General features: G+C 68.3%; 26 protein-coding genes. 4 read left to right on the forward strand and 22 right to left on the reverse strand.

Annotated elements, in window-relative coordinates; all coding sequences use genetic code 11:
- Window positions 1–20: 20 nt before the first annotated feature.
- The 12 genes from AB0D12_RS26985 to AB0D12_RS27040 form a co-directional block, all read right to left on the reverse strand.
- Window positions 21–1058, reverse strand: coding sequence for an aminoglycoside phosphotransferase family protein (locus AB0D12_RS26985; protein WP_362687900.1), 1038 nt, complete (start codon window positions 1056–1058; stop codon window positions 21–23).
- Window positions 1059–1131: 73 nt separating this feature from the next.
- Window positions 1132–1485, reverse strand: coding sequence for a DUF6086 family protein (locus AB0D12_RS26990; RefSeq protein WP_362687903.1), 354 nt, complete (start codon window positions 1483–1485; stop codon window positions 1132–1134).
- On the reverse strand, window positions 1482–3005 hold the full coding sequence (locus tag AB0D12_RS26995; RefSeq protein WP_362687906.1) for a polymorphic toxin-type HINT domain-containing protein: 1524 nt from the start codon (window positions 3003–3005) through the stop codon (window positions 1482–1484). The genes AB0D12_RS26990 and AB0D12_RS26995 overlap by 4 nt, the downstream gene beginning before the upstream one ends.
- A gap of 605 nt (window positions 3006–3610) precedes the next feature.
- Complete coding sequence (locus AB0D12_RS27000; protein ID WP_362687908.1) at window positions 3611–4588, reverse strand: aldo/keto reductase; 978 nt, start codon at window positions 4586–4588, stop codon at window positions 3611–3613.
- Between the two features lie 125 nt (window positions 4589–4713).
- Complete coding sequence (locus tag AB0D12_RS27005) at window positions 4714–6747, reverse strand: nitrate- and nitrite sensing domain-containing protein (protein WP_362687911.1); 2034 nt, start codon at window positions 6745–6747, stop codon at window positions 4714–4716.
- A 730-nt stretch (window positions 6748–7477) separates the two neighbouring features.
- On the reverse strand, window positions 7478–8146 hold the full coding sequence (gene dhaL / locus AB0D12_RS27010; protein WP_362687914.1) for a dihydroxyacetone kinase subunit DhaL: 669 nt from the start codon (window positions 8144–8146) through the stop codon (window positions 7478–7480).
- A 46-nt stretch (window positions 8147–8192) separates the two neighbouring features.
- Window positions 8193–9185 (reverse strand): dihydroxyacetone kinase subunit DhaK, encoded by a 993-nt coding sequence (gene dhaK / locus AB0D12_RS27015; protein WP_362687917.1) that lies wholly within the window; start codon window positions 9183–9185, stop codon window positions 8193–8195.
- Window positions 9186–9251: 66 nt separating this feature from the next.
- Window positions 9252–10937, reverse strand: coding sequence for a putative PEP-binding protein (locus AB0D12_RS27020; protein WP_362687920.1), 1686 nt, complete (start codon window positions 10935–10937; stop codon window positions 9252–9254).
- Window positions 10934–11560: a dihydroxyacetone kinase subunit DhaL gene (gene dhaL, locus AB0D12_RS27025; RefSeq protein ID WP_362687923.1), complete on the reverse strand. Its 627-nt coding sequence runs from the start codon at window positions 11558–11560 to the stop codon at window positions 10934–10936. The genes AB0D12_RS27020 and dhaL (AB0D12_RS27025) overlap by 4 nt, the downstream gene beginning before the upstream one ends.
- A 152-nt stretch (window positions 11561–11712) precedes the next feature.
- Complete coding sequence (gene dhaK / locus AB0D12_RS27030) at window positions 11713–12711, reverse strand: dihydroxyacetone kinase subunit DhaK (RefSeq protein WP_362687926.1); 999 nt, start codon at window positions 12709–12711, stop codon at window positions 11713–11715.
- Window positions 12708–13475 carry an aquaporin gene (locus AB0D12_RS27035; RefSeq protein ID WP_362687929.1) on the reverse strand — a complete coding sequence of 256 codons (768 nt, stop codon included), beginning with the start codon at window positions 13473–13475 and terminating at the stop codon, window positions 12708–12710. The genes dhaK (AB0D12_RS27030) and AB0D12_RS27035 overlap by 4 nt, the downstream gene beginning before the upstream one ends.
- Before the next feature lie 352 nt (window positions 13476–13827).
- Window positions 13828–14604, reverse strand: a complete 777-nt coding sequence (locus AB0D12_RS27040; protein WP_362687932.1) for an IclR family transcriptional regulator — start codon at window positions 14602–14604, stop codon at window positions 13828–13830.
- A 61-nt stretch (window positions 14605–14665) separates the two neighbouring features.
- Between AB0D12_RS27040 and dhaM the strand changes: the two genes are divergently transcribed.
- The 4 genes from dhaM to AB0D12_RS27060 all read left to right on the forward strand — a co-directional run bounded on the left by dhaM (window position 14666) and on the right by AB0D12_RS27060 (window position 16257).
- Complete coding sequence (dhaM, locus tag AB0D12_RS27045) at window positions 14666–15058, forward strand: dihydroxyacetone kinase phosphoryl donor subunit DhaM (protein WP_362687935.1); 393 nt, start codon at window positions 14666–14668, stop codon at window positions 15056–15058.
- Window positions 15042–15341, forward strand: coding sequence for an HPr family phosphocarrier protein (locus AB0D12_RS27050; protein WP_362687938.1), 300 nt, complete (start codon window positions 15042–15044; stop codon window positions 15339–15341). Before dhaM ends, AB0D12_RS27050 begins: the two co-directional genes overlap by 17 nt.
- 91 nt (window positions 15342–15432) lie before the next feature.
- On the forward strand, window positions 15433–15870 hold the full coding sequence (locus tag AB0D12_RS27055) for an ATP-binding protein (RefSeq protein WP_362687941.1): 438 nt from the start codon (window positions 15433–15435) through the stop codon (window positions 15868–15870).
- Window positions 15871–15972: 102 nt separating this feature from the next.
- A complete protein-coding gene (locus AB0D12_RS27060) occupies window positions 15973–16257 on the forward strand; it encodes a hypothetical protein (protein ID WP_362688225.1) in 285 nt (94 codons plus the stop codon).
- A gap of 32 nt (window positions 16258–16289) precedes the next feature.
- Here AB0D12_RS27060 and AB0D12_RS27065 read toward each other — a convergent pair whose 3' ends face one another.
- From AB0D12_RS27065 to AB0D12_RS27110, 10 genes are all read right to left on the reverse strand, one after another.
- A complete protein-coding gene (locus AB0D12_RS27065; protein WP_362688228.1) occupies window positions 16290–16625 on the reverse strand; it encodes a hypothetical protein in 336 nt (111 codons plus the stop codon).
- Window positions 16626–16674: 49 nt separating this feature from the next.
- Complete coding sequence (locus AB0D12_RS27070) at window positions 16675–16893, reverse strand: hypothetical protein (protein ID WP_362687944.1); 219 nt, start codon at window positions 16891–16893, stop codon at window positions 16675–16677.
- Window positions 16894–17549: 656 nt separating this feature from the next.
- Window positions 17550–17894, reverse strand: coding sequence for a hypothetical protein (locus AB0D12_RS27075; RefSeq protein WP_362687947.1), 345 nt, complete (start codon window positions 17892–17894; stop codon window positions 17550–17552).
- A 127-nt stretch (window positions 17895–18021) separates the two neighbouring features.
- The gene (locus AB0D12_RS27080; protein ID WP_362687950.1) at window positions 18022–18627 is read right to left on the reverse strand and encodes an OmpA family protein; all 606 of its coding nucleotides are present in this window, start codon (window positions 18625–18627) and stop codon (window positions 18022–18024) included.
- 25 nt (window positions 18628–18652) lie between these two features.
- Window positions 18653–19258, reverse strand: a complete 606-nt coding sequence (locus AB0D12_RS27085) for a hypothetical protein (RefSeq protein ID WP_362687953.1) — start codon at window positions 19256–19258, stop codon at window positions 18653–18655.
- Between the two features lie 36 nt (window positions 19259–19294).
- Window positions 19295–19867, reverse strand: a complete 573-nt coding sequence (locus tag AB0D12_RS27090) for a pilus assembly protein TadG-related protein (RefSeq protein WP_362687956.1) — start codon at window positions 19865–19867, stop codon at window positions 19295–19297.
- An 11-nt stretch (window positions 19868–19878) separates the two neighbouring features.
- Window positions 19879–20118, reverse strand: coding sequence for a hypothetical protein (locus AB0D12_RS27095; RefSeq protein ID WP_362687959.1), 240 nt, complete (start codon window positions 20116–20118; stop codon window positions 19879–19881).
- A gap of 233 nt (window positions 20119–20351) precedes the next feature.
- Window positions 20352–21482, reverse strand: coding sequence for a response regulator transcription factor (locus tag AB0D12_RS27100; protein WP_362687962.1), 1131 nt, complete (start codon window positions 21480–21482; stop codon window positions 20352–20354).
- A 14-nt stretch (window positions 21483–21496) separates the two neighbouring features.
- Window positions 21497–22882 carry a histidine kinase gene (locus tag AB0D12_RS27105; RefSeq protein WP_362687965.1) on the reverse strand — a complete coding sequence of 462 codons (1386 nt, stop codon included), beginning with the start codon at window positions 22880–22882 and terminating at the stop codon, window positions 21497–21499.
- Window positions 22883–22913: 31 nt separating this feature from the next.
- On the reverse strand, window positions 22914–23789 hold the full coding sequence (locus AB0D12_RS27110) for a DUF5936 domain-containing protein (RefSeq protein ID WP_362687968.1): 876 nt from the start codon (window positions 23787–23789) through the stop codon (window positions 22914–22916).
- Window positions 23790–23791 lie beyond the last annotated feature (2 nt).

The raw sequence follows: 23791 nt of genomic DNA on the forward strand, positions 1-23791 counted from the left end.
GGCTGCCTCTACTGCCGTCTCTACGGCCGTCGTTCCGGCGCCGCTTTCAGCGCAGGCCAGCGTTCGAGCATGCGCCGCCGGACATCGGCGCTGAGCCGGCCGAGTACGCCCAGGGATTCGCTCCCGTCGGCCATCCGCGCCACGACCCCGAGCCGGTGCAGCAACCGCTCCCGCGCGCTCACCGTCCCCCACTCCCAGTCCTCGTCCAGAACCCGGGCCAGCTGGTCGACAGTCCCCCGGTGCGCGCGCTGGACCAGCGCGTCGCCCCGGATCAGCCACCCCGCGCAGGCATCGACGAGCTCGCCCTCGACTTCCGCACCGGTCGCCGCCCGCCAGGTGGTGCGGTACGCCGCCTCGGCTTCGGCCAGCAGCGGTTCGGGAGCGGCGGTCACACACCAGCAGGTGGGGAAGCCGATGCGGAGATAGGCGAGTTCCATGAGGCCATTGCCGAGGCAGGCCTGCTCGAAGTCGATGAAGCGTATGCCGTCTGGGGTGTGCAGATCATTGCCGGGGCACGGATCTCCGTGCAGCAGCGCACGCGGTCCGTTCAACTTGCCCAGTCTTGGCAGCAGTTGGTGAAGTTCGTCCTCGACACCGTCCGGAACCCCGGCACCGAGCGCCTGTGCGAAGCCGAGAAACGAGCCGACATCCCTCGTATCGGGCCCGACCCAAGCCGGCAACCCCTCCCCGCCCTCGCTCCCGCTCGCCGCCGCATGCAGGCGGGCGAGCCCAGCCCCGTACTCGACCTCCCACCCCTGGCGCGCCCGCCCGTTCTCCACGTACTCCAGGACGACCACCCGCTCGTCGGCGTCCACGCCGAGCACCCGCGGCACAACGGCCGGCCGGACCCGCGCGGCCAGCCGCAGCGCGGCCACCTCCCGCCCGTACCGCTCATCGGCCTCCGCGCCGGCCACCAGCTGCTTCACGACGGCAGGCGTACCGTCGCCCAGCTCGACCTGCCAGACGGCGGAACGCGGGCTGCTGTCGAGCAGCCGGGCCCTGCGCGGCGCACCCAATTCGGCCCGCAGCCGTTTCCCGAAGGGCACTCTCACCCTCAACTCCCTTCCAGAGGACGGTCAGCCCTTCCCCCCACGGGACGGCTCCGGCAACTGTTTCAGACCTGCGGGCCGCTTACATCGACCGCGCCAGCGCCTGCTTCTCCTCCCACAGCGGCTTCTCCGCCTCGGTCTTCGGCCGGATGACGGTACCCGTGCGCTCCAGCACCACCAGCGAGGCAAGCAACAGGCCCTTGATCAGGCCGTGTTGGACGGGGTGACGGGTCGAGAAGTAGACCTCGTGCAGGCCCTCGACGAAGCCCTGGAACGCCCTCGGGTCGATCTCGCACGTGTCCTGCTCGGACGGCGTGAGACCGGTCGGCACCTGCATCAGCTCCGCCGTGCTCTCGGCGAGAGCGAGGTACCACTTCGCGATGCGCAGGGCCGGATCCCAGACGGTTTCACCGGAGATTTCGAAGTAGTAGCTCATTCCGTGAACTCCAGCCTGATGTCCAGCCCGGGATTCTCGTCCCTGAGCTTCTGAATGCGCTGCTCGAGTGCGGCACGGAATCGAGGGTCGACCTTGGGATTCGTGAACCTGAATCCAATGGGGGCCTGTTCGTACCCCTCCATATGCTTACGGGCTTCCAGATACTTCGCAAGCTTTCCGTTCACCTGTTTGGTGAGCCACGACTCGTCACCGAAGAGTGCGCTCTTCTCTTCCCACAGGACTCCACCATCGATGTGGTCGATATCGGTAATCCTGTTTTTGGTCTTCGGATCGTACACGTCGTACTCGCGCTCACCGTCGAGCGGACCGCAGCCGGTCGGGTCCTCGTTGTGCACCAGAACGGGCGTCCGCCCGGCGAGCACGTAATAGGTGTGTGTCTGAGCGACGGTCAGGTCATGGGTCGTCCGGCGCTCGGTGTAGCGACGCGTGGTGAGCACCTTCAGGTCCGTGCCGTCCAGCGCGCGCAGCCCGTCTCCGGCCCTGATGTCGCCGGCGTCCGCCCAGCGCCGCTGCCCGGTAAGCCAGAAGGGGTGGGTGTCGGTCGCCTCGACCACTGCGGTACCGGACTTCGTACGCACGGTGAGCCGGGTGAACTCCTTGTCGTCGTAGGTGGTGATGGTGTTCGTCACGAGGCGCGTCGCGGTCTTCCCGGTGTACGGGTCGGTGGCCTCGACCCGGTCGCCGATGCGTACCTTCTCGATGGGCATGCGACGCCCATCGGCGAGCAGCACGGGCGTACCGGGCGGGAAGCTGTGCCGTGGGCACGTCTTCGGCTTGTCGTCCGGCTTCTTCTCGCCGTCCTTGGGTTTCTTTTTCTCGACGTCGAGCTTCTTCTTCGCGTCGGCGAGCTTCTTCTCGGCGTCGCTCACGCGTTTGCGGTTCTTGATGAGCCCCTTCAGCCCGTCGTACAGGTCTCCGCCGTGCTTCTTGAGCTTCCTGACGAGCCCGACGGCCTTCTTCCATTTCCATGGCGCGCCGTACTTCGCGGCGAGTTTCCCGACCGCGCCGCCGATAAGGCTGAGGAGCACATTGATGAGCGTCTCGGTACAGGCGCCCATGTCGCCTTTGGTGATGCAGTCGAGGGCGTCGGTGATGCCGAGTTCCTCGGCGAGGATCTTCGCGAGCTCCTTCGCGGCCTCGATCGCCTTGTCCTGGTCGGACTTCTCCGCGCTCTGGGCGTCCTGGAGCTCTTTCAGCGCCTTGTCGTAGTCGAGCTGGGTCTGTGTCTTCTGAGTGTCGCCGTCGTCGTCGGAAGCGGGCCGGCCATCTCCGCGATCGCCCGGGTCGGGATCGTCCTGGTCGCCCTGTGCCTGCGGGTCTTCCCCGCCGTCGACACCACAACTACCGCCGACCGCCTGGCAGATCTTGTTCCCGAGGGCCTTTCCCACCTCGGGCACACCGCCGGTCGCCACCAGCGCACCGATGATCGCGATCACCACTACGACCAGACCGATGTACTCCACCGCGGTCTGCCCCGACTGCGACTTCCGCAGCCCCAATGCCCGGGCATCCGTGCGCGGCAATAACCTACGCACCCACCGGCGAAGCTGACGCACAACCCCCATACGCGACATGCACACGACGCTAGGGCCGGGTGCGTGTGCAGTCGTGGGCCCCAGGACCCAAAGTCGGGCTCACCTTGTGCGGGCACAAGCAGTGGGCCCCGCCGCAGGGAGACTGCGACGGGGCCCACTGCGCGCTCACATCAGAGAAGTTGTAGGGCCTCGCACCTCGTGGCACTCGGCATCGCTCTGACCTGCGCTGTCTCACGGTCGGCGATCGGGCTGCCGAGCCACCCCGTCTCAGGGCGTTGGCATTTCCTCGGTTCGGGGCGCGGGCCGATAGCCGCTGACCTTGGTTGTTTGAGACCGTTCAAGGGCTGGAAGCAAAGCTCGCAGAGACGTCCAGCTCGAACGCCGAACCAGGGTGCGTCGAACTCCATCCCCGGGTCAGCGCGATGCGGATGTGGTTCGCGACGGCAGCGGGTAGAACGGCACGGCTTGCCTGCCGAGCCAGTTGCTGGGGTGTGGTTGATCTGTGCGGATGCGGCAGCTCTCAAGATGTGAGCGTTCGAGGGGAATCGTGGGTTTCCGGCCCGGGCCTCTTACGCCCAGGCCAGCCGCGCTCTCTGCGCCCAGTAGGCTTCGGCGGGCTCAGCCAGCCCGGCCAGCTGTTCGAGCTGATCGAGATTGAGGTGCAGGTCCGCCGCCGTGAGATTGCTGGTGAGTTGCTCGACCGTGGCCGCTCCGGACAGGACGATATCCGCCCAGGGTCGCGCGGCGACCGCTGCCAGGGCCAGGGCGTCGCACGACGCGCCCGCCTCGCGTGCGATCTTCCGCAGAGCGGTGGTGTCCGGCCACATGGCGTGCCGATCGGCCAGGCGGCCATTGGCCATGGCCTCTTTGACGATCACTCTTCGCCCGGTGGCGTGTGCCATGGCGAGCGCCGGGCCCACGGACGGTTCCATGAGGTTGTAGGTGGCCTGCACGCTGCCGAACAGCGCCTCGCCCCCCACCGTGATCTCGAGCGCCGCGCGGATGGCGTCCGCCTGGGCCGGTCCGCTGGTGGACAGCCCGATCGTCACACCCTCGGCGCCGAGCGCCGCCAGCCGCTCGTGCAGCGCGGGATCGGTCAGCGCCGGGCTGTCGGGGGTGACGGAGTGGATCTGGTAGAGGTTGAGCCGGGTGCCCAGCAGCGCGCGTGTCTCCGCGAGCTGCCGGTCGTATGTGGCGGCGCTGTGGTCCTTGACCTCGTGCACGTCGGCGTCGGTGTGCCAGCCTGCGGTGTAGGTGTAACCCCACTTGCTGCCGATCACCACGTCCTGCGCATCGGGACGCCCCTCCAGCCAGGTGGCGAGGAACTCCTCGGCCATGCCGTAGGAGCGGGCGGCGTCAACGTACCGCACGCCCCGCTCGTAGGCCGCGTCCAGCAGCCGGTGGGCGTGTGCTCGCAGCGCGTCGACTGAGCGTTCGGCGGGCAGGTCCGCCTTCCGCCCCAGGTTGATGTAGCCGGGACGGCCGACGGCGGCCAGGCCGAGGCCGAAGGGTGAAATCGGCGAGGCGATGGGGCGTTCAAGGGGCATGCGAGGTGTCCTCCGGTATCCGATCGGCGCGGTATGCGGGTCGTACCAGCCAGCGAGCAGTGGGGGTCTCGCACGCCGTCCGGGTTTCTGAGCTCCCCATGGCTGGGCGAGGGTCGCGATAGCGCTTACTCCTTGCTGGCCAAGCGGGCGCCATGACGGCGTGTCCGGAACGCGCGTTTGGCCAGTGTGCTCTCGTCGAGTTGCTCGGTCGTGCCGTAGTTGCGCCAGCCGGTGAGGCGCCCTTCCGCGTTGTACCTGGCTGACAGCCCGGGAGGGTCCATGTGATCTCCGTGTTCCCGGACCAGATTCTGGGGCAACATGACCACTGCTGTGATGCCTCGGGGGGATGGCCTGCGGAGCTGGACGCGGATGCCGTGGCGGCCGGAGAGCTGGCCGATGACGAACATCCCCATACGTCGCGCCACCGACACGTCGACGACTGGCGGGTTCAGGAGCTTCTCGTTGGCCTCCTCAAGGTCCTTTGCAGTCATGCCGATGCCGGTGTCCTGGATTTCGACTTTCGCGCCGCCGCCGGACAGCAGCCGGCTCGTGACGAGCACCTCGGTGTCCGGCGAGGAGAACGTGGTCGCGTTCTCCAGCAGCTCCGCGATGAGGTGAACGATGTCGTTCACTGCCCGGCCGTCGACGTCCGCAGTTACCAGTCCGCGTAGCTGCACACGTTGGTACTGCTCGACCTCACTGATGGCAGCCCTAAGGACATCCACGAGCCGGACCGGGGCGCTCCAGCGGCGGCCCGCCTCCTCGCCCGCGAGGACGAGTAGGTTCTCCCCGTTGCGGCGCATGCGGGTGGCCAGGTGGTCGAGTGTGAAGAGGCTGGCGAGCAGGTCGGGGTCCTGCTCTCCGTTCTCCAGATGGTCGATCAGCTCCAGCTGCCGTTCCACGAGGCTCTGGCTGCGCCGCGAGAGGTTGACGAACATCGCGTTGATGCGGCCTCGCAGCTGAGCTTGCTCGAACGCCAGCCGTACGGAGTCGCGATGGACGTCGTCGAACGCGCGGGCGACACCGCCGATCTCTTCGGTCGAGTTGATGCCCGTGGGCTCGACCTTGATGGCCTCCAATTGCGCGTCGCTGGAGCCCCGCAGCAGCCGGACCACCTCCGGCAGGCGACGTTCCGTGATATCGAGCGCGGAGGCGCGCAGGGTGTGCAGCGGGCCAACAATCGACTGCACGACGACGTGCGTCACACTCAGCGTGAGCAGGAGGATCAACAGCACGACGAGCGAGGCGATGAACACTGAGCGCTCGGCCTGGTGCTGCTCGCGCGAGCTCTCATCTTCGACCGATCCGACGAGCCGCTTCTCGACCAGACGCATCAGCTCTAGCTTGCGCGTCATGGTGTCGAACCACTCGCCGGCGTCGAGGCGGAGGCGGCTGGTGCCCTGCCGGGTGAGCGCCTGCTTCTGGAGCATCTCAGCCCTGTCGACGTCCCTTCCGCTGACGGTGCGATCGTAGAACTGACGCTGCGCCAGCGGCGCACCGGACTGGAACTCGCCGATCAACGCCTGTTGCTGTCGGCTGGCGAGGGTCAGGACCTGGGCCTCGTTCGAATCGAGGTGTCCCTCGGTCAGCGCCCCGCCGAGCAGGGCGCGTTGCTGGGAGGCTACCTCCATGGCCTGTGTGAAGGTCTCGAGCGCACCGGCCCTCGCGGCAAGGGCCTGGTGGGCGATGTCCGGCGTGAGAAGGTCAAGGGCGTCGGTGAGCTCGGCGATCAACGCCGTGTATGCGTTGACCACGGACAGCCAGCGCATTTTCGAGTGGGCTACCGTGTGGCGCAGTGATGCCACCTTCCCGCCAGCGGCGTCGAGCACCGCGAGCCGGGTAGCCGGAACGGAGTTCGTCCCGCGGCGGACATGGACGGCCTCGGCACGGACCCGGGCGAGTGCCGCGTCTACCTTGGAGCGCTGAGTGTCCAGTCGGCTCGTGTCGCCCGTGCGCCCGGCCGCAACGTAGAGCGCGGTGAGATCGCGTTCGTCCTCCAGCTCCTCCAACAGCCCCGTGCCCTTGTCGACGATACGGACGAGCTGACGGACGTTGTTGATGTCCTGTGCGTTCTGCACTGCGGATCCAATCCGCAGACCGCCGAGCACCAGCACGGTGATGATCGGGATGAGCACCACAGCCAGCAGTTGGGTCCGCACACTCCAGTTACTCGGGGCGAACGCCGCCTGGTTGTTGCCCCGGCGCGGGCGAGGCCCTCCACCTGCACGCCCGGGGCCCGGATCGGCACTTCCGTTGTCGGAACCGTTGCCCCTCGCCCCGGGGGGCTGCACCGGTTCCGTGTCGTGGCGATGCACCGCAGGTTGTGTTTGCACTTGCCCTCGCACCTTCTCCCCGCCATTGAACGTGCGCGATTCAGCGGGGCGCCCGCGCATCGCGGACGCCCCGCTCATCGCGCGAGTGCGCTTGTCGTGACGTCGATGAATGAGGCCATGGCCCCGTGCGTCCCCTGGCAGGTGCCTGCGGACGCGAACTACGCGTCGGTTTCGGAGCTGTTCGCGAACACTTCGTCGGCGGCGGTCGCTGTGGCGATCCGCTCAGCACCGGGGCTCAGCCGTCCGTCGTCTGTGCCCGCTGACCCGTAGGGCCTGGCATCGTCGGCGAGTTCGGCCGTGCCGGCGGCGAGGCCGCCTCGGCGCCGTGGGCCAACCGAACATGCAAGAGGGGTTACTGTCCGCGCCGGCCCAACGCCTGACCAACAAGACCAAGACTCATAGCGAGTCGCTACGGCACGTCCTTATCGCCATGTACGAGCGGGGGTACGCGGTCGAGACCAGGTACCGGCGGGTAGCGGTCGCTCGACCCGCCACGACGCCGCGACGGCTGTGCCGGGCCCCATCTCGGCGCCGGCCCGCCGGCTGGGCACGACCCTCATGACGCCGTCCCTGGGCCTGGCCGCTCGCTCTTCCGCTCGCCCGCCGAGCTGACGGTTGCGAGGGCAGACAGAATGAGTACGGTCGACGCCGCGCCGGGGTCCTCGTGGCCGATGGTGCGGGCGCCGAGATAGCTCGCGCGGCCCTTCCGGGCCTGCATTCCGGCGGTCTGCTTCAGGCCCCGCACGGCGGCGTCGTACGCCGCGCGGGTGGCCTTGGTCAGGTCGCCGCCGGCGGCGATGACGGCCTCGTAGGCGGTCACGGCCGGGCTGAGGGCGTCGATCATCGTCTTGTCGCCCTCGAGCGCCGCGCCGATCCGCTGGATGCCGGCGAGGGCAGCCGCCAACGCCGCCCCGAGTTGTGCCGCAGACACGTCCGGATCCTCGCCGAGGACACTCGCGGCCTGCCGGAACCCGGTGCCGTACAGCGGTCCCGAGGCGCCGCCGGTCTTGCTGATCAATGCCCGGCCGACGGTGGCGAGCACCGCACCGGGGGTGGATGGGTCGGTTTCGTCCAGCATTGCCACCGCCGCCTGCAGACCACGACGCATGTTGATGCCGTGATCGGCGTCGCCTACAGCGGAGTCTAGGTCGGTCAGATGATCGGCGTTGTCTGTCACCAGTCGGGCGGCCTCATGGATCCAGGCCCGGAACATGCTCGCGTCCATTCTCGTCCTTCTCCCTCGTGTGTCCGTGGTCGGTGTCCGGGGCCGCTCAGCGTCCCCAGCGCAGCGCGGGGGTCTCGACAGGGGCATCCCACAGATGGGTGAGCTGTGGCGTGAGCCGGCACACCGTGATCGTGCAACCGGCCATGTCCAGGCTGGTGATGTAGTTGCCGACCAGGTTGCGGGTGATCCACACACCATGGCCGGCGAGCCACTCGGCAACCGCGGCATACACCACGTACAGCTCGATCAGCGGGGTGCCGCCCAGACCGTTGACCATCACGAGTACTTCGCCTGAGAGCGGCATGTCGGCGTGGACGGCGTCCAACGCGACACCGACGATCTCCTTGGCGGAGACGAGCCTGCCGCGGGCGCGACCGGGTTCGCCGTGGATGCCGACGCCCAGCTCGATCTCGTCCTCGCCCAGCTCGAAACCGGGTTTGCCCGACGCGGGCACGGTGCACGGCGTGAGCGCCACCCCGAACGAACGGGTCCGGTCGTTGACCTCCTGGCCCAAAGCTGCGGTCGTGCCCAGGTCCGCGCCGAGCTCGGCGGCCGCACCGGCGATCTTCTCCACGAACACGGTCGCCCCGGTGCCCCGTCGGCCCGCCGTCCACGTGCTGTTCTCCACGGCGACATCGTCATTGACGACGACGCCCTCCACCCGCACGCCGTCGTCGGCGGCCAACTCGGCGGCCATCTGGAAGTTCAGCACGTCGCCGGTGTAGTTCTTCACGATGTGCAGTACCCCCGCCCCGCCGTCAACGGCCCGCGTGGCGGCGAGGATCTGGTCCGGCACGGGAGAGGTGAACACCTCACCGGGACAGGCCGCATCCAGCATTCCGTACCCGACGAACCCGCCGTGCAGCGGCTCGTGCCCGGACCCGCCACCGGACACGAGGCCGACCTTCCCGGCCCTCGGCCCGCCCGCGCGGACGATGTAGCGCTCGGATGTGTTGACCGTCAGCGAGGGGTGCGCGGCGGCCACGCCGACGAGGGCATCGGCAAGCACCTCATCGGGCGAGTTGATGAGCTTCTTCACGGTTGAGGCCCCTTCTCGACTGGATAAGAAACATCAGCGGAAATCGCGCCGTGTGCGCTGCTCGGGTCAGGGCAGCGACGGCTGGCAGCACTGCTCGACGAGTCGCCAGACCTCTTCGGGGGTTTCGCGGGTGAGGGCGATGGCGGCCAGAGAGGTGCAGGTGTCGTGGCGGAGCCGGCGGATGCGGGCGCGTACTTCGTCGAGGGCGGCGGGTGCGACGGAGAGGCTGTCGCAGCCGAGTCCGATGAGGAGGGGGGTGACGAGGGGGTGCGCTGCGGCGTCGCCGCAGACGGAGACCTGACGATTGTGGCGGTGTGCAGCCTTGACGACCCGGGCGATGGCGTCGAGTACGGCGGGGTGAGCGGCCATGGCGGGGGTGGCGGCGGGGTCGCGTCGGTCCAGGCCCAGGATCTGGCAGGTGAGGTCGTTGCTGCCGATGGAGAGGAAGGAGGCTTCGCGGGAGAGGTCGTCGGCTGCGGCGACGGCTTCCGGAAGCTCCACCATGATGCCCAAGGGTGGCGTCGGGACGCCGGCTTCGGCGGCTGCGGCCTGGAGAAGGGTGCGGCAGGCGCGTAGTTCGTCGATGCTCGCGACCATGGGGATCATGATGCGCAGGTCGGTGTCGGCTCCGGCGCTGAGCAGGCTGCGGAACTGGTCGGCGAAGGCGTCTGGTTGGGCGAGCATGAGGGGGAGGCCGCGGCCGATCCGCGCGCCCTGGAGGCGGGACAGGAACGGCGGGAGTTTGTCGTCGGCGAAGTCGAGGGTGCGGACGGTGACGACCTGTCCGGCGAGGTTGCGCAGGACGGGGACGAGGATGGCCGCGTGCTGGTTGCGGGTGGGCCAGGCGGGATGGTTGAGGAAGGGCAGCTCGGTGCGGAGCAGGCCGACACCTTCGGCGCCCGTGGTCAGGGCCGCGCGGGCCTCGGCCGGGGTGGCCACGTTGGCCCGCAGAACAACGCGATGGTGGTCGAGTGTCTCGGCGGGCAGGTGGCGCTCTTGGGCGAGGGCGAGGCGGCGGGTTCGGGCGGTCTCCATTGCGCGCAGGGCCCTGGTGCGTTGGTCGTCGTCGGGGTGGGCGACCGCGGTGGCTCGGTCGGCGTCGAGCAGGATCTCCTGCCCGTCCGGAAGCTCGAGCAGCTGGGGGTCGACGGCCAGCAGGAAGGGTATGCCCAGCGAGCGGGCAACGATCGCAGCGTGGGAATTCGGGCCGCCGGTCACGGAAATGGCGGCTGTCACCGTCCGGCCGGGTTCCAGCAGGTCGGCGGCGCCGATCTCGTGAGCGACCAGGACGAGGGGCTGGTCGGGTGCAGGGCTGGTGTCGCCGTGCAGGTGGGCCAGGACGCGGCGGCCGACCTGGCGGACGTCCGCGGCGCGTTCGGCAAGGGTCGGGTCGTCCAGGGCGGCGATGGTCCGCGCGTAGGTGTCGACGGCCTGCCGGACGGCGACGGGTACCGGCTCGCCGTCGTTCGCTCGTTTGACGGCCTGCTCGCGCAGGTCCTGGTCCTGCGCGATGTAGCCGTTGACCTCCATGATGTCGGCCTGTTCGTCCTTGCCCTGTTCGCGCAGCGATGTGGACAGGTCGAGCAGGCGGGCGGCGACGGCGTCGAAGGCGTCGGTGATCTGCTGCTCCGGGTTGCCGCCGGTGCGGTGCGGGAGCACCGAACTGGTGGGTGGCCGGTCGGTGCGGTGGAGGAAACCCAGGGCTATACCGGGTGCGGCGGTGTGCCCGGTGTAGGTGCGGCGGTCGGTCACCGGGCCACCACCGTCTCGGCGAGGGCGCGGAAGATGAGGGCGGTGGAGGTGGCGCCCGGGTCCTGGTGGCCGATGCTGCGGGCGCCGAGGTAGGAGGCGCGGCCCTTGCGCGCCTGCATCGGCGTGGTCGTGCGCATGCCCTTTTCGGCTGCGTCCGCCGCCGCGAGGGCTGCGGCGGCGAAGTCGGCTCCGGCGTCGGCCTGTTGCTGGAAGGTGGCCAGTGCGGGGGCGTAGGCGTCGATCATGGTCTTGTCGCCGGGTGCGGCGGCGCCGAGCTTCTGGACGCTCGCCAGGCCGGCGGCGAGTGCGGCGGCGAACTGCCGTGTGTCGGCGGTGGGTGTGTCCAGGGCTTTGCCGATGGCGCGGAAGGCGCCGCCGTAGAGCGGTCCGGAGGCTCCCCCGACGCTGGAGATCAGGGTGTTGCCCGTCTTGGCCAGCACTGACCCGGGGGTGTCTGCCTCGTAGTCGGCGAGTGCCGTGGTGGCGGCGGAGAAGCCGCGGTGCATATTGACGCCGTGGTCGGCATCGCCGATGGCCGAGTCGAGCTGGGTGAGGTGGTCCTTGTGCTTCTCCACCGCGGCGGCGATGGCCTGCACCCACGTGCGGGCGAGGTCGGTGTCCACGGAGTCTCCGTTCCTGGTTGGGGTGTTGCTGGCTGACGGTTGGGTGAGTCGGGGGCGGGGGCGGACGTGCGGGGGATGCGGTCCGGTGGAGCTGGCGCGGGAAGGCTCCGGCCCGGCCCTCGCGTATCGCGCGGCCCCGCCCCCGACTCGGCTCAGGTGCCCCAGCGCAGGGCCGGGGTGTTCACGGGTGCGTCCCACAGGGAGAGCATGTCGGCATCGGCCTTGCACAGGGTGAGGGAAACACCGGCCATGTCCAGGCTGGTTATGTAGTTGCCGACCAGGTTGCGGGCGATGACGATGCCCTTGTCCGCGAGTGCGGTGGCTACTTCGTTGAAGACGACGTACAGCTCGATGAGCGGGGTGCCGCCCAGGCCGTTGACCATGACGATGGTCTCGTCCCCGGCGGCCAGCGGCTGGTCGGCGAGGATCGCGTCGAGGGCGGTGGCCACGATGTCCTTGACGGGACGGTGCTTTTCCCTGCTGCGTCCGGGTTCGCCGTGGATGCCGACGCCGACCTCGATCTCGTCTTCGGGCAGGTCGAAGCCGGGCTTGCCGGAGGCGGGGGTGGTACAGGCGGACAGCGCGACGGCGAAGGACCGGGAGGCGCCGTTGACCCGCTTGGCCATCTCCGCGACGGCGGCGAGGTCGGCGCCCTGCTCGGCGAGAGCTCCGGCGATCTTCTCGACGAAGACGGTGGCCCCGGTGCCGCGACGTCCGGCAGTCCAGGTGGAGTCCTGGACGGCGACGTCGTCGTCGACCAGGACGGTCTCGACCGTGATGCCCTCCTCGGAGGCCAGTTCGGCGGCCATCTGGAAGTTCAGGACGTCACCGGTGTAGTTCTTCACGATGAACACCACGCCCGCGCCGCCGTCGACAGCCTGGGCCGCGGCCAGCATCTGACCGGGAACGGGCGAGGTGAACACCTCCCCGGGACAAGCGGCGTCCAGCATGCCGCGTCCCACGAAACCACCGTGCAGGGGCTCATGCCCGGACCCGCCACCGGAGATCAGGGCGACCTTGCCCGGCTTGGTGCCGCCCGCCCGGGCGATCACCTTGTTCTCCGCATCGACCGCCAGCGCGGAGTGCGCCGCGGCGATCCCGGCCAGCGCCTCGTCCAGGACCGCTTCGGGTGTGTTGATGAGCTTCTTCATGACAGGGCTCCTTCGGCAGCGGCGGGCTCGACGACCCGGTTCTCGGCTGCGGCTGCCTTGCGGTGGGAGTTGAGAGCGACATAGAGGAGGCCGGCAGCAACCGCGCCGAGCACCTCGGCGGCCAGATAGACAGGCAGCTGGTCCCAGTGGACCGTGCCCCCGAACAGCTCACCGGTGATCATCGGGCCGAGCGTCCTGGCCGGGTTGATGGATGCACCGGTGGCGGGCGCCACCGGAATGATGATCGCGAACACACCGAGGCCGATGGCCAGGCCCGCGAAGCCGCCGGCCGAGCGCCGGTCGATGGCGCCGAAGACGACGAAGGCGAGCAGGAACGTGCCCAACGCCTCGGCGAAGAAGGCCTGGCCGGTACCGACACCGGTGCCGTAGGCGGCGATACCCAGGCCGACATCGACTGCCTTCCTTCCGAGCACGCCGACTATCGCAAGCGACCCCAGCACGGCCCCGGCCACCTGGGCGGCGATGTAGCCGGGAACGTCCCGCCAGGGCATCTTCTTCGTGGCAGCGAGCGCCAGGGTGATGGCCGGGTTGATCTGGCAGCCGGATATGTGGCCGATCGCGTACACCATGGCGATGACGGCGGTGGCGAAGGCGAGCGAGATCATTCCCAGCTGCGCCATGGTGAACGGGGCGTCGCCGCCCACGATGAGCGTGGCGGGGACCGAACCGACGCCGATGAACACCAGCACCGCGGTGCCCAGCATCTCGGCGAGAAGCTTCTGTGGGTAAGTGTTTTCTTCCATGATGGCGCCCAGCGCCGAGCGGCGACTTGGGCGTCTCACCTCCTCCGCAAGGAGCGGGCTATGAAGGGAGGTGGCCGCCAGGTGGTCAGGGTCGGGAACAACCTGGCGGCCGGCCAGGGGGAAGCCGGGGAACTCAACATCCGGCTGCAATCAGTTCACTATGGATGAACGTTGTTCCGAAAATTAAGCCCACGTTTCCTACCTGTCAAGAGGTTCGGCAGCCATCGCGTTCCGTGGACGTTCCATGGACGCTCCGCGGACAAGGAGAAGGCCCCACGGCGGCGTGCCGAGGGGCCTGGATCAGAGGGCGGGCGCGGAAGGAGGACAGCCAGCGCCGGGCTGCGGGGGCAGGTCAGGTCATCGTGGCGCGCGCGGCCCCCCGGGGGGCGCCCAGGTCGCGGGAGAGGTTGCGGGCGGTCTCCCGGACAGCGACAGCAAGCTCCTGACGTGCCGATTCGTCCAGCAGGCGCTCGACAGGCCCGACGATGCCGATGGCGCCGACCACTTCGCCGGAGCGGTCGAAGACAGGTGATGCGATACCCGCGTCCCCGATGGCGGACTCCTGGTCCTCGATCGCGTACCCCGTCCTGAGGACCTCCTTCAGCTGGCCCGCCAACTCCTGCGGGTCGGTGATGCTGGCGCCGGTGAGTACCGCGGGCTCGCCCGCGAGCAGACCGTCCCGCCCGCCGGCCGGAACGAAGGCCACGATCGCCTTGCCCAGGGCGCAGGTGTTCCACGGGATGCTGGCGCCCACCTCGAGGATCTGCACGGCCCCTTCCGGCCGGAAGGCATGGTGCACCACCAGGACGTGGTCACCGGTGAGCACGGCCACCCACACCGCCTCGTTCGTTCGGTTCGCGAGCTGGTCCGCCCAGGTCAGCGAGCGGGTCCGCAGTTCCTGGGTGTCGAGGTAGGCGTTGCCCAGCTGCACCAGATTCGGGCCGAGCTGATACTTCGAGCTGTCCCGGTCCTGCGTCACCAGCCCCTCGGCCTCCAGGGTGCGCAGCAGCGCATGCACAGTGGGCTTGGCCACGCCCAGGCGGTCGGCCAGCTCGGTCACACCCAGCCGGGGCCCGGTGGACGCAAGCTCCCGCAGGATCTGCACCGCCCGCTGCACAGCCTGCACCATCGAAGATTTCTCCCTCGTTCAGTATTGATGAACAGTATTCCGAGATGTAGCGTCGCTGTTCATGAGAACACCTGTCGGCATAGTACTCGTGTCCCACAGCGCCGAGCTGGCCGCCGGCCTTCGCCTGCTGGTGGAGCAGATCGGCTCCGACACAGTCCCCCTCGCCACCGCCGGCGGAACCGACGACGGCCGCATCGGCACCAGCTACGACCTCGTCCTCGCCGCCATCCGGCACGCCGACCGTGGCGGGGGCGTCATCGTCCTGCCCGACCTCGGCAGCTCCGTCCTGACCGCCCGCACCGTCCTGGAAGACCATCCCCGTCCCGACGTGCTGATCGTCGACGCCCCCTTCGTCGAAGGCGCCGTCGCAGCAGTCGTCACCGCCGCATCCGGCGCCGACCTGAAGACCGTCGCCGACGCCGCCAAGGAGGCCCGCCATGTCCACAAACTCTGACACCACCGCCACGACCACCACGACCACGTCCAAGCACGAGACCGCCGTCGTACTGCCCGCCAACCTGCACGCCCGCCCCGCAGGCCAACTCGCCCGCACCGCAGCCGGATTCACCAGTGCCATACAGCTGGAGTACGCCGAACGGACGGTCAACCCCACCGGCGTCCTCGCCGTGATGGGCCTGGGCGCCACCGCCGGAACCACCGTGACCGTCCGCGCCGAAGGCCCCGACGCCGAACAGGCCGTCACGGCGCTGGCCGCGATCCTCGCCACCGCCGAATAAGCCGACCGCCGCCCCCGCAGCGGAACCACCCCCGTCTTCCGACATGAGCAGCAACAACCAATGGAGGTGGCCGAGGATGAGCATCCCGGCCATGAGCACGTCCGACATCGACGTAGCCCCGCCCCGGCGAACCGAGCATGTCAGCGCGCTGCCGCACATTGCTGAGGCCGTCTCCGCCGTACGCCGACGCGCACGCACCGTCCTCACCCAGTGGCACGTGCCCACCCCGACGGCGGACGACGCCCTCCTGGTGATCTCCGAGCTGGCCACCAACGCGATCGTCCACGCACTGCCCCCAGCAGTGCTGCGGCTGTCGATGCCGGGGAGCGGCGGCCGTCGGGCCCTCCGCATCGAGATCACGGACGCCGGGCCCCCAACCCGGCCGCGCCGGTCACCCGAAAGCCCGCAACCCGCCGAACAAGAACACGGCCGCGGGACCGGCATCATCGCCGCCCTTTCCACGCGCCTCGGCATATCCCACCACCCCGACGGGATCACCCGATGGGCCGAACTCCCCCTGGCACCTTGACCAAACTGGCAGTGCGGCCGCTGCAAGCCCATGAGGACCTCCCGGCCCGCACAGGAATGGCCGGACCCGTGCGGCTCTGAGACTCCCGGAGAGCACGCTGACCTGGTGTCCTGCGGCGCGCTCGACGAGGTGTGCAACGTCGATGTGGAGGTCCGTCTGCCGGACGGTTCCTGCTGGAGCGCGACAGTCTTCACCGTCGCTGAGGTCGAGCGGCTGATGGACCGGTGGTTCAGCAGGGGCGAGGCGTTGAACGGCCGATACTTCTGGTGCTCGGACGGCTTGATCGTCAAAGAGGCTGGGATCACCTCGATGGCCGAAGTCATTGTTGGTCTGCTCGACAACGGTGAGTTTCGGCAGGTTCTTCAGCGGCTGGACGATCCCATGTGATTCGTTCGTCGGTTGACCAGCATGCCTCCAGCTCAGGGCATTGGTGTGAAGTCTGCAGCCTGGTCGAGCAAGAACGGAGAGCCGGTCTCGGCCGGTCTCCAGCCCTGAGCCAGCGCCTCCTTGATGCTCGCGGCAACATGAGCCGGCCGAACGGGCTCTGCCTCAATGCCCAACCAGTTACCGGGGTGCGCCTGTCCAGTCGTGATCACCAACGTCGCGCCCGGACGGTCGGAGCTGGCGAGTTCAACTGCGTAAACCAAGGGTGTCCAGCAGAGACCTTGCATGTAGGAGGGCTTTCTGCGAATCCGCCAACGGTAGGTGATCCCGTCGACAGCGATCCGGCGGGATCCCGTCTTGTTCAGCGTCATCATGCTCGCTCTCTCCCATCGTGGACTGTAGTTCCCTTCCGCTGGGTCATCAGTGGATTTGTCTGGCAGCAGCGACGGTCCCGAGCTGTCGGGCGATGTCGGCCCACTCGTCGTCGGTCAGTAGGTGGGTGGAGTCGATGCGTCGTCGTCGCTGGTAGTTGATCGGGGCCGGCTGCGCGTCGAGGTGTTCCGCGATGTTGGTGAGCGCGGTCTGGATGCTTGGCCAGTGGCGGTGTTCCCGGAGCTGGTTGAGCATGCGGGAGGCCATGAAGCCGGCGGTGGCCTTGCCCAGGTGCCGGGCGACGACATCGATGGACTGACGGATTCCAGCTCAGCCGAGTGGTGCGACGGCCGGTCTGGGCCAGTGCCGCGTCCCCTGTCGCCTCGCCTTCGCTGAACAGACCCTTGTCGACGAGTCCGACTCCGATCATCAGCAGGGTCACGGGGAATTCGTTGGCGATCCATTTGAGGTGATTACTCACCTCGATGCCGCTGCCCGTCAGCCCGACGCGGCAGACCGGCCACCGCTCGTGCCCCTGGGCGGTGAACTCACCGTTCTCGGCGATCTCTCTGCGGTGGAACTCGCGGAGGAAGGCCAGCACCGACGTCGTCTTGCCCAGGCCCGGAAAGGCGTCGACGGCCACGGCACCCTTGGCCTTGTCACCGTCCTGCAGGTTGCTGTCGACGATGTCCCACAGATCCTCGTGGAGCTCGTTCAGCTGCGGGGTCTTGATCGGGCCGAGGTTGGCATGCCAGATCCGCCGCAAGCGGTCGTACTCTGCCCTCGCCTCCGTGCTCAACGCCCTGAGCTGGGCCCGCGTCAATAACTCGGGCCGGCCGCGTCGGGGGGCGTCGGCGAATGCCTTGAAGTCCTCCTTCTTCGACAGAGCCAAGTTGCCAGGTTCGGCAGTCCGGCAACAGGGCTCACGCATCCTCCAGGGCATCCGCGTAGAAGTCGCCCTCGTCAGTCAGGTCTTCCAGATCGGCGTCGTCGTCATCCCCTGTCTCGGCGACGACCGGCTCCGCTTCTGCCGTCTCGGACCGCCCCGCTTCCTGCCCCAAGGCCTTGCGTACGGACGGCAGTGAGGCGACCGACTCCGCCTCGTTCTCCGGCAGTTCGATACCGACCTGCTTCCGCGACAGTCGCAGGGCCATGCGCCGCTCGGCGATCGAGGTGCCAAGACCGAGGTTCCAGCGCTCCAGCAGGTCGGCGACGGCCAGCCTGCCAGCGATCACCGCCCGGGTGGCCCGGACCGAAGTCCGGGCCACCGAAACGAGTGAACCTTGCGACCTGGCAGTCTCAGAACTACGGCATATCTGCCATCTCTTGGCCATCTCTTCTGAGAATTGGCCAAGAAATCTGAGACCCTACAAGAAGTGATCCAGAACCAGGAGACTACGAAGCCGTGCCGCGCGGGAAGGAGACCTCCACGCGCCGGTTCTTCCTGCGGTTTTCCTCGGAGGTGTTCTCCGCGATCGGGAACTGCTCGCCGTATCCCCGGATCTCATAGGTGATGCCTACAGCGGCGAGTTCCTTGGAGAGAACCCCGTGCACCGCGTCGGCCCGCTGCTTGGAGAGCAGATCTCCGTGCGATGCCGACCCCAGATCGTCCGTGAAGCCGAACACCCGGACCTTCGTGGCGTTCTGTTTCTTGATCTCCTCGGCGATCGCCTTGATACGGGAGTTGGCGTCGCTGCTCAGTTCGGCGCTGTCCTTACCGAAGAGGACTTCGGCCTGCAGGCTGAACTTGACCTCGGAATTCGAATCCTCACGTTGCTGGTCGCCCGCCTCATCGCCGACGACCTGTTTGATCTCCAGAACCTTGCCCGGAGCGAGCGTCGCTCCGTCGACCATCTTGAGGTCGGGGTCGCTGACGTCGATCTTCCCCTTGTACACGGAGGTGGCCTTGGGGCGCGGTCCGTCGTCGGCGCCTGCCGACGGGACGGCAACAACAGTCAGAGCGAGGGCGATGGAGCCGATGAACACGGCCCTGCCGCGCACGAATCCTGAAAGGACTGGCATACCCTCACTCGCTTCCGAGCCGGAGCGTCACAGACTGGAAAGTAGGTAGCGAGAACGTCACCTGGTTCACGGTCTCGGGCGGCGCGGGGAACTGCATGAACACAGGGACAGTGGACTTGGCCTCGACACTGCTGAGAGTAGTCACGAGGGGGCGGTTCTCAGTGTCTCGCAGAACGTAGTAGCGCTTCTTCTCCTTGGAATCCACGAAAGTGGCCCCGGCAAGCGAACCGCCTCCGACAGCCTGAGCGATCTCCAACTCGGACCCACGCCAGTCCGTGGTGTCCTGGAAGTCCTGGTCCGTTGTGTTCCGGAGGTTTCCATTGATGGTGACGAAGCCACCCGAGTCCCGTACGGCGGCGGCGATATCCAGTTCGATCCCCTTTTCGCCCTTCAAGGTGGCGATAACCTTGTCCGGCTGAGGTTTGGCGCTGCCTGGATCCCCCTTGCCCCCCTGGTCGACGGCGCCTCCGTTGTCCGGGGTCGACTGGCCGGAGTCGGAGTCCTTGTCGGGCCTGTCACCGTCGCTGCCGCACGCGGCCAGCGCGAAGATCAGCGCCACCGCCGCGGTGACGGCCGCCGCCGCCCTGCGCGCCTGTGAGATCTGCCGCATGCTCATCACTGCATTCCTCTGCTAGTTGTCACTCGGTCAGTTCGCGTCGATCAGACGAACGGTGAAGAGGTCAGCCAGGTCCGGCACGCTACCGAGGTCGTCCGGGTCGATCAACGAAGCCATGCCGTCGCAGTCGAGCTTCGCGCCACTCAACGAGCATTCGGGCACGACGACGGCCCTGGCCTGTGCCTCGCCCTTCTTGTCCGCCGTGCCCGGGATCACCGAATCGCCGATGGTTTTCTTCGTTTCGACCCCGACGGTGAACCCCCAGTACTGCCCGTAATAGCCATGGCAGCCGGTACTGTCCGAGTCGTTCTTCTGCGCGTAGTCGTCGGCGATGGCGCACGCGGCGCCGGTTTCGAATCCCCTGCCGAGGATGAGCTCCGCCCAGTTCTCCGGCAGCTTCGGCCCGAGCAGCTCGTCCACGATCTGATCCCGGGCATCCCGGGCTGCGGCCAGCGCGGCGGCGTCGGCAGCACCCTGGGCACCGTTTCGCTGATCGGCGGACACGCCGACCACGAAATACGCGAACGCGAGGAAGAGCAGGCCCGCCACCACCGTGATGTAGATGGGGAAAGCCTGCCCTGCCTCGCGTTGCCTGCGGGTCACTCCAGCAAGCGTCAGCCGCCGGCCGTGCCGACAACCGTCTTGATCTTCTTGCCGATCGTCTCGCCGATGTCCTGCTTCATCGTCACGATGATTGCGATGATCGCGATGACCGCCACCAGCATGCCGATGTACTCGACCGAGGTCTGACCCTTGTCGGCCCTGCGGCTCATGCGCTCGATCGCTGTGTTCTTCCAGCCGCTCACACGAAGCTGCGTCGCAACGGCGGCCTTGAGCGCGAGGTCCTTCGACATGGTGTTCCCCTCCGGGTCCGGCCGGCCGCACACCGGCCGGTTCGTATGTCTCCTGAGCGCCTTCCGCGTTACCGGCTTCCTCCTGGCCGGTGCCGCTTTCGACACGAGAAACGTACGCCGGACCGATGGCTCCGACAGAGGGTCCCAGGGCCCAATCCAAGGCCCAAAGGGAAGACTGGGCCCGGACGTTCGGAAGCTGGGTCCGAAGGCCCGCATCGCGCATCGTGGCCCTGTCAGCCATGGCCGACCGCCCCCCTCGGCGCACCGCCGCCGCCGTATCCCCGTGCGGTGCCGAGCCATACCGCGATGGCTTCACTGCGGCTGGCGCTGTGCAGCTTGGCGAAGATGCGGTTGATGTGGTTCTTGACCGTCTTCTCGCTGATGAAGCAGGTGGCAGCGATCTGCTGATTGGTCATGCCCGACGCGATCAGGTCCATCACCTCCGCCTCCCTTGAGCTCAGCCCGAACTGCGGCCTGGATCCCGCCTGTTGGGTCGAGCCGTGGCCCGTTGCATGCCGCGCTTCCGAAGACTCTCCCACATTCGATTGCATACGCGAAGAGTCATGCAGCGACTGCAACGAGTTTGATACATAGGAGCCGGGCTGGTGACCGGAGTTGGGACTCCAGTGCGGATCCACTCGCGGCGCCTCAGTGTGTGCAGTCGCACCATCGCGTGTCTGCGGAGCGCCCGGACCCCCTCCGTACGGAGCACCGGTGGTGAACGCCTGCCCCAGCCCTTCCGGTAACGGATGCGGCTCCGCCGGCGCGGGTTCGCCCCGCATATGGGCCAGCAGGGCGGTGGCGGCGGTGGCCGTGAAGTAAGCCCTGCCCTGCCTTATGTCCTTCACGGCGTCGACGAGTTGGTCCGCGCTGAACTCCCCGTGGACCAGGTAGCCCCCCGCCCCCAGGCGCAGCGCCTCCTGCACGATCTCGCTCTCACGGCTGTACGTCAGCATCATCACCGGCGCGATACGCACCAGGTGAGGCAGCGCGGAGATCCCGTCGACGCCGGGCATCCGCACATCGAGCAGAACCACGTCCGGGCGGTGTTGCTGGGCCATCTCATAGGCCTGCCGTCCGTCGGCGGCCTCGGCGACGACCGCGATGTCCTCGCGGCCGGAGAGCAGTACTTGGAGCCCGGCCCGTACTACGGGGTTGTCATCGGCGACGACGACCCGCAACGGTGCAGGTGCCGCCGGAGTGGGAAGGGCGGGGAACCCTCCGGATGCCGCGGCCGGCGGGGGAAGTGGCACTTGGGCAGGAGTGTGCTCGGAGCGCATGGGTGTGCTGTGCGACGACGTGTGCTGGGACACGTGCGACCTCGGCGTCTGCTGTCCGGATGTGTACGACGAATCGTCCGGCATGGTGCGGCCTCCTTTCAGAGTGTGTGGGGACTGTTGTCGGTTGGGACCGGCCAGCTCGTGGGCGACGGGTGTACGGCGGCCGGCAGGCCGCTGGGCAGTAGGGCATTGACGGGGATCTCGAGGCGGACTTCGGTTCCTCTGGTCGCCCGTCCACGGCCGATGCGGATGCGGGCGCCGATTCCGGCCGCGCGCTCGACCATGCCGACGAGTCCGAAGTGACCCGCCTTTCTGAGGTCGTCGAGCGACGTACCTGGCGGCAGGCCGCGCCCGTCGTCGTAGACACTGATCCGTAAGGCTCCGTCCACGACGCCCACGGACACGTCGAGGCAGGTGGGTCGGGCGTGGCGATGGGCGTTCTCCATCGCTTCGGACGCGATGGTCAGCAGGTGGCGGGCGACGGCGTGCGGGACATCGGGGACGGTGGCGTCACCGAGGGTGCGCCAGGTGGCCCGCAGTCCGGTCTTCCGGGCGAAATCATCAGTACGGGCGCTGAGCTCGGCGACGACATCCACCCCGGCGGCGCCGAGGTCGGTCTGACGGCGCAGGTCGGAGAGCAGCTCACGGGACTCGGCGGCGGCACGGCGGGCGGATCTGGCGACCATGCCGGCCTGGTGCTTGACGGTGAGCGGGTCCATCCGGTCGGCGGAGGACGCCAGGCCGTCGGCGGCCATCGCGACGCCGTGCAGGGTCTTGGCGACAGAGTCGTGCATCTCCCGCGCCAGTCGGGCACGTTCACCTTCGACGGCCTCGGTCACCGCGAGCCGTGAGCGTACGTCGCTGAGCGCCTGGGTCGCCGTGCCGAAGCGGAGCATCAGCTGGCGCAGGCTGACTCCGACCGCGCCCAGCACGGCACACAGGCCCGGCAGCAGCGTGGAGCCGGCGATCGAGACCCTGAGCTCGGTGTTGGCTCCATAGGCGGCGAAGATGATCAGGATGGTCAGTGCGGCGAAGACACCGGCGCCTCGCCAGCCGTAGACAAGTCCCGCCAGCAGCGGCGTGCAGATGGTGACGTAGCTCAGCGGGCTGGCCGGGGTCGCGGTGATCAGCAGCAGCGCGCCGAAGAAGGCGTCGATGCCGAGCAGCCACGGGTGCCGCAGCAGCAGCGGGCCGAAGCGCTCCCAGTCGCGGAAGAGGACGTACGACCCCATGAAGGTGACCAGGATCGCGATGCCGACCAGGAGGGTCGGCCAGCCCGATGCCGTACCCATGATGGCCAACGGGGTGGCCAGCGCGATCATCGCCAGCCGGAATCCGAACACCTGTCGGCACATGGCCTGCAGCGCGCTCAGCTGAATTTTGAGCGCGGGTTCGGCCGGGGCGGCGTCGCCGGTTGCCACGCCGAGCACGCCGTCCGCCGTCACGATGCCGGCCGGTCCGGTGGACACCGGGTGAAGCACCATGTGCCTGTCCCCCTTCCTCGGGATCCGCTGCTCATCCGCCGATGCTCATGCCCGAGCCGAGGAACATGCCGGCTCCGATGAGCAGGATGGTGGCCGGGACCATGAGCATGGTCACGATGCCCGTCGCCTGCGGGACGGCCTTGGACGCTCTGCGGCGGGCGTTCTGGGCGTCCGTACGGCGCATGTCGTTGGCAATGGCGATCAGGGTGTCGACGATGGGCGCGCCGAGCTCCTCGCCCTGCTGGAGCGCGGTGACGAACTGGGCGACCTGCTCGGAGGCGTTGCGCTTGCGGAGCTGCTCGAAGGCGTCGCGACGGCTGACACCCATGTCCATCTGGCGCAGCGTGATCTTGAGTTCATCGGCCCATGGCCCCCGGTACCGTTCCGCCACCCGGTCGAGTGCCTGGCGGAAGCCGAGGCCTGCGGAGACGACGACCGCCAGCACATCGAGGAAGTCCGGGAGCGTGCGCTCGATGGCGGCCTTGCGCGCGCGGGTGGCCGCCCAGATTCCGACCTCCGCCCACCAAATGCCGAAAGCCACGAACAGCAGGGCGAGAAAAGGATGGGCGTTGATGAGCAGGGCGAACGCCCCCAACGCGCCGATGAATCCGTAGACGGCACGTCGGGCCGCATACCGGTCGACGGTCAGACCGCCCGGGTTGCCCGCCTTGTCGAGCCTCTCCCGCAGCTTGTTCACTCGCTTGGGGCCCATCATCCGCAGCACCGCGGGCGCATAGCGCATGCCGAGGCGGTCGATGCCGCTGCCCACGGCGCTGGTGCGGGTGGAGCCCACTTCGAGGGCGACAGCGAGATCCGTCGGCAGCTTGGCATCGGCGCGGTAGAGCCTGATCCCGTAGAAGATGCCGGTTACGCAGAGCCCTGCGGCGAGTGCGAGCAGCAGATCCATGG

The organism is Streptomyces sp. NPDC048479 (genome assembly GCF_040651435.1).
GTDB lineage: Bacteria > Actinomycetota > Actinomycetes > Streptomycetales > Streptomycetaceae > Streptomyces.